The organism is Pseudomonas sp. GW456-E7, assembly GCF_059424105.1.
Map to the genome: position 1 here is coordinate 119,940 of NZ_JBWKZB010000014.1, position 4,023 is coordinate 123,962.

5 protein-coding genes are annotated in these 4,023 nt (G+C 62.3%); 1 reads left to right on the forward strand and 4 read right to left on the reverse strand.

The genetic code is table 11. From position 1 onward, the window contains the following. Positions 1–183, forward strand: a 183-nt coding sequence (locus tag AC07YV_RS12030) for a hypothetical protein (RefSeq protein WP_494990292.1), incomplete at its 5' end; no start/stop codon positions are given. On the opposite strand, the gene AC07YV_RS12035 is transcribed toward AC07YV_RS12030, so the two are convergent. From AC07YV_RS12035 to AC07YV_RS12050, 4 genes are all read right to left on the reverse strand, one after another. Next, entirely contained in the window at positions 184–639 is a 456-nt protein-coding gene (locus AC07YV_RS12035; RefSeq protein ID WP_102699502.1) for a YMGG-like glycine zipper-containing protein, read from the reverse strand. A 345-nt stretch (positions 640–984) separates the two neighbouring features. Continuing rightward, positions 985–1,695, reverse strand: coding sequence for an NAD(P)H-dependent oxidoreductase (locus AC07YV_RS12040; RefSeq protein ID WP_102699501.1), 711 nt, complete (start codon positions 1,693–1,695; stop codon positions 985–987). A gap of 9 nt (positions 1,696–1,704) precedes the next feature. Continuing rightward, positions 1,705–3,351 (reverse strand): ABC transporter ATP-binding protein, encoded by a 1,647-nt coding sequence (locus AC07YV_RS12045; RefSeq protein ID WP_102699500.1) that lies wholly within the window; start codon positions 3,349–3,351, stop codon positions 1,705–1,707. Positions 3,352–3,353: 2 nt separating this feature from the next. Beyond that, a partial coding sequence (locus AC07YV_RS12050; protein WP_102699499.1) for an ABC transporter permease occupies positions 3,354–4,023 on the reverse strand: 670 nt, incomplete at its 5' end.

Genomic DNA, 4,023 nt, shown 5'->3' on the forward strand with positions numbered 1-4,023 from the left:
ACCATCGCGAGCGAGCTCGCTCCTACAGGGTTTGTGTTTTCGCCGGCAGCCAATGCCCTCTGTAGGAGCGAGCCTGCTCGCGATAAACCGGAGAACACCACGGGGCACCTGCCAGCCCGCGTTATCGTTGACGACCATCGCGAGCGAGCTCGCTCCTACAGTTACGGTGTGTTCAGTATCTGATCAAGGGTTCACCTGGTAACCCTTGCCCTGCAAACAGCTGGTGTAAGCCGACGTGGTGTTCGCCTGCGTGGTTTTCGATTGCTCCCGGCGTTCCTGGCGCTGACGTGATGCACCGACCACGGCGCCGGCCGCCGCCGTCTCCTTGGCGCGGTTCTGGCGATAGTCCTGTTTGGTGTCGTCGTCGACACGATCATAGACCTCGTCACGTTGATTGCCGCGCACCTGGGCCCCAACCGCGCCAGCGGCAGCCCCGGCAGCAGCGCCCTTGATCCGCCCGCCGGAAGGCGTGGAAGCCGTCGAGGTGCTTTGGCTGGCGGCGATGCTGTTGCATTCGTTGATGTCAGCCTGGGTTTGTTGCGAACTTTGCCCTTTCATCGGTACCACCGATTGCGCCCATCCCGGGGCACTCAAAACCGACAAGGCGAGACACAGACTGATAGGTGACAGTTTTTTCATGATGACCTCCGGATGAACCTGGTTCACCCCCATCAGGAGTTTAGATCAGCCCCCATTAGCCACCCGGTTACTGACCGGCGGTGGGCTCGATTTCCATCACCAGCCGGTCGTCGACACAACGCGCCGGCATCATCATTTTTATCAGGCGCCAATCCCCCGAAGGGGCATGAGGCCGAAAGCAAGGTATGACGTGTATTCAGAACAATGGCGCGGGGATTCGAATGCACTGAAGATCAAACTGTGGGAGCGGGCTTGCTCGCGAATACGGTGGGTCAGCCGACATCAATGTTGACTGTGCCACCGTATTCGCGAGCAAGCCCGCTCCCACAGGGTTAGCGGTGTTGATCAGGCCTTGGTGGCCAGTGGATAGAGCTTGTCATCGAACTGCGACAGCTTCGGGAATACCAGGGGTTGGTCGTCGCTCAAGTGCTGCAAACGCTGGCCGTAATCAACCAGAAATTGCTGGCGCGCCTCTTCGCTGATGTACGGCACATGCCAGGCCACGAAGGGTTCCAGCACATCGAAGCCGACGTAAGCCAGGGTTCCGCGCAGGATAGGCCGCAGCATGTCCTCCAGCGGGCCGTGGATCGCGCCTTCGCCAAACATGTGTTCACGGCCACCCAGGGTCACGGTCACCAGCGCTTTCTTGCCGGCCAATCCACCCTGATCGTAGAAGCGCTTGCCGCCATAGCAGATGCCGGACACCAGCACCCGGTCGATCCAGCCCTTGAGCATGGCCGGGGTGGAGAACCAGAAGATCGGGAAGTTGAGGATCAGCAGGTCGGCCCACAGCAGTTTGTCCAGCTCAGCCTGGATGTCCGGCGCCAGCGACTGGCTCTTCACGCCCAGGCGTTGTTCCAGGGCGTAGACCAGGTACTCGGGGTTTTCCCGATTCGAGAAGTCGGCGTCGCTGGCCACCGGGTTCCAGTTCATTTTGTACAGGTCGCTGACCTGCACTTCGTGGCCCTGGGCTTCGAGCGTGGCGACGGCCTGGTCACGCAGGGCGGCGGTGAAGGATTGCGGCTCCGGGTGAGCGTGGACGATCAGTACTTTCATGGTGGTTCCTTAGACTTTTTCCAGCGTATCGGTTGAAGGTGTGCAAGCGCGCGTGGCCAGCAAGCGGTCGAGCCAGTCGGGGTCCATTTGCGGTTCGGAAGAAAACAGCAGCCCGGTGTAGTCCTGGTGCGGCGGGGTGAAGATCTGGCTGCGCGAGCCATGGTCCACCACCCTGCCCCGTTGCATCACCAATACCTCATCGGCAATTGCCCGCACAGTAGCAACATCGTGAGTGATGAACAGATAGGCGACACCCAGTTGTTGCTGGATGCGGTTGAGCAATTTCAGTACGCCTTCGGCGACCAGTTGGTCGAGGGCCGAGGTCACTTCATCGCAGATGATCAGTTGCGGATCCGCCGCCAGGGCCCTGGCGATGCAGATGCGTTGCTTCTGCCCGCCCGACAGTTCCCGGGGCTGACGCTCCATGAAGGTCGCCGGGTCGAGTTCGATCATCTCCAGCAGTTCCGCGACCCGGGCACGCATGGCCTTGCCCTTGAGGCCCAGATAAAACGTCAATGGCCGACCGATGATGTCGACGATGCGCTGGCGCGGGTTCAGCGCCGTGTCGGGAATCTGGTAGATCATCTGGATGCGCCGCAGTTGCTCCTTGCTGCGTTGGCGAAAGTCCGCGGGCAAGGGTTCGCCGTCGTACAGCACCTGGCCGTAAGTCGGCGGCAGCAAGCCGGTGATCAGCCGCGCCGTGGAGCTCTTGCCGCTACCGGATTCGCCGATCACTGCCAGGGTCTGGCCGCGATACAGCTTCAACGATACATCGTGCAGCACCGGTTGCCGGCCATAACTGGCGCAGCTATTGCGCAGTTCCAGCAACGGTTGTTCCTGTTGCGGACTGGCCTTGGGCTCGGTGCGGAAACTGCGCACCGCCCACAGCGACTTGGTGTAGTCCTCCTGCGGGTCGCCGAGCATCTTGCGGGTCTCGGCCTCTTCCACCAGTTTGCCGTGGCGCAGCACCATGATGCGGTCGGCCATCTGCGCGACCACCGCCAGGTCGTGGCTGATGTAGATCGCCGCGCTGCCATAGGTCGCCACGGCATCGCGAATGGCGGCGAGCACTTCAATCTGGGTGGTGACGTCCAGCGCCGTGGTCGGTTCGTCGAAGATGATCAGGTCCGGGTGACAAGCCATGGCCATCGCGGTCATGACCCGCTGCAACTGGCCGCCGGAGACCTGGTGCGGATAGCGCTGGCCGATGGTTTCGGGGTTGGGCAGGCGCAACACCCGATACAGTTCCACTGCGTCACGCATGGCCTGGTCGCGGCTCATGCCGCCGTTTTTCACAGCGGTTTCGACGTGCTGGTCGATCAGTCGATGGGCCGGGTTGAACGAGGCCGCCGCACTCTGTGCCACATAGGCAATGCGCAGTCCCCGCAGTTTGCGCAGGGCTTCAGGCTTGGCCTTGAGCAGGTCGATGCCGTCGAAGTGCACCGAGCCGCCGGTGATCCGGCAGCCGTCGCGGGCGTAGCCCATGGCCGACAGGCCGAGGGTCGACTTGCCCGCGCCGGACTCGCCGATCAGCCCCAGCACTTCGCCCCGTTGCAGGGTCAGGTCGATGCCCTTGATCAGCGGATGCCAGGCGTCTTCGTAATGGCCTTCGATGTGCAGGTCGCGGATTTCCAGCAAAGGTTTTGTGGTCGTCATGTTCAGCATTCCTTGAGGCCGCTGGATTTGTGCAGCATCCAGTCGACGACGAAGTTGACGCTGACCGTGATCAAGGCCACGGCCAGGGCGGGCAGCAACGGACTGATGTCGCCGAAGGTGATCAGCACGGCGTTGTCGCGCACCATGCTGCCCCAGTCGGCGGTGGGCGGTTGAATGCCCAGGCCGAGGAACGACAACGCACTGATGAACAGGAACACGAAGCAGAAACGCAGGCCGAACTCGGCAATCAGCGGTGCCGCGGCGTTGGGCAGCACCTCGCGGGTCACCAGCCAGCACAGGCCCTCACCACGCAGGCGCGCGGCTTCGACGAAGTCCTGCACCACCACGTTCATGGCCACCGCGCGCGACAGGCGAAACACCCGGGTCGCATCCAGCAGCGCAATCACCAACACCAGCGACGTCGCCGTGGTGCCGACCACGCTGAGGATCAGCAAGGCGAAGATCAGTTGCGGAATGGCCATGAGGATGTCCACCACCCGCGACAAACCCTGATCGACCCAGCCGCCCTTGATCGCCGCGATCAAGCCGCAGGACCCACCGAGCAAAAACGCCAACACCGTGGTGAGGAAGGCAATGCCCAGGGTGTTTCGCGCGCCATAGACCAGGCGGCTGAACATGTCGCGCCCCAGGTTATCGGTGCCCAACAGGAAC

Bases quoted from the DNA above. Each gene is read 5' to 3' on its own strand.
- AC07YV_RS12035 (WP_102699502.1), bottom strand. From the start codon at position 639: ATGAAAAAACTGTCACCTATCAGTCTGTGTCTCGCCTTGTCGGTTTTG.
- AC07YV_RS12040 (WP_102699501.1), bottom strand. From the start codon at position 1,695: ATGAAAGTACTGATCGTCCACGCTCACCCGGAGCCGCAATCCTTCACC.
- AC07YV_RS12045 (WP_102699500.1), bottom strand. From the start codon at position 3,351: ATGACGACCACAAAACCTTTGCTGGAAATCCGCGACCTGCACATCGAA.